Consider the following 731-nt stretch of genomic DNA (forward strand, 5'->3'; position numbering starts at 1 on the left):
TGAATGTGAGCCGCTATGACGTTCAGCTACGGCAGCTTGTGCCCGTTGAACATTTTCATTAGCCTTAACCGTATCAACCTGTTGCTTCAAACGCTTGAGGTTACGCTCGGTTTGCGTAATTGCTGTTCGCATTTGATCAGCACTTGCCGCAAAGCTGCCTGCCGACTCTTTTTCTTGCATACTCTGACTTTCTAGATCAGCAATTTTCGCGGCAACTTCACGAGCCAATCCTTCATCACCTTTTTCAAGCGCCCTGATAGCATAACCTTCATGCTCTTCAATTTGCGCTTTCAGGCCAACCACCTTTTCTTCGGCAACCTTTTGTCTAGCCATAATTTCTGCCAAACTGTTCTTTGAATCTTGCAGAGCTTGTGATGCCTCTCTTACCTCTTGATCCAGAATACGTAACGCCTGACTATCAACAATCGCCTCTCCCGCTTCATTAACACCACCACGAAGCGCTGTCATCATCTTTGCCCAAATGTTCATTACTTTGCTCCTAATTAGTTAACCAAGCTATCAACTAGCCGCCGCACTCTTATCAAGAGTTACATCCAAAAACTCGCTATATGCCTCTGTCGCTTGAATCACGTTACTAGCTAAAACTTCGATTTCAAACACAACGTTTGACAGCAATGAAGTTGAACTGAGCGCACCAAACATGTGGTAGTAATCGCCCTCGTCGCCAATTTTGTCCAAGCTTATTGTCGACAATGGAAAATACTTGTGCG

2 protein-coding genes are annotated in these 731 nt (G+C 45.0%); both read right to left on the reverse strand.

The features are described from left to right. On the reverse strand, window positions 1-489 hold a 489-nt coding region (locus A3739_RS00570; protein ID WP_068499771.1), incomplete at its 3' end, for a PspA/IM30 family protein. Window positions 490-519: 30 nt separating this feature from the next. Then, window positions 520-731 (reverse strand): DUF2170 family protein (locus A3739_RS00575; protein ID WP_156502202.1); only part of this gene is annotated, 212 nt, incomplete at its 5' end.

The organism is Oleiphilus sp. HI0067, from assembly GCF_001635735.1.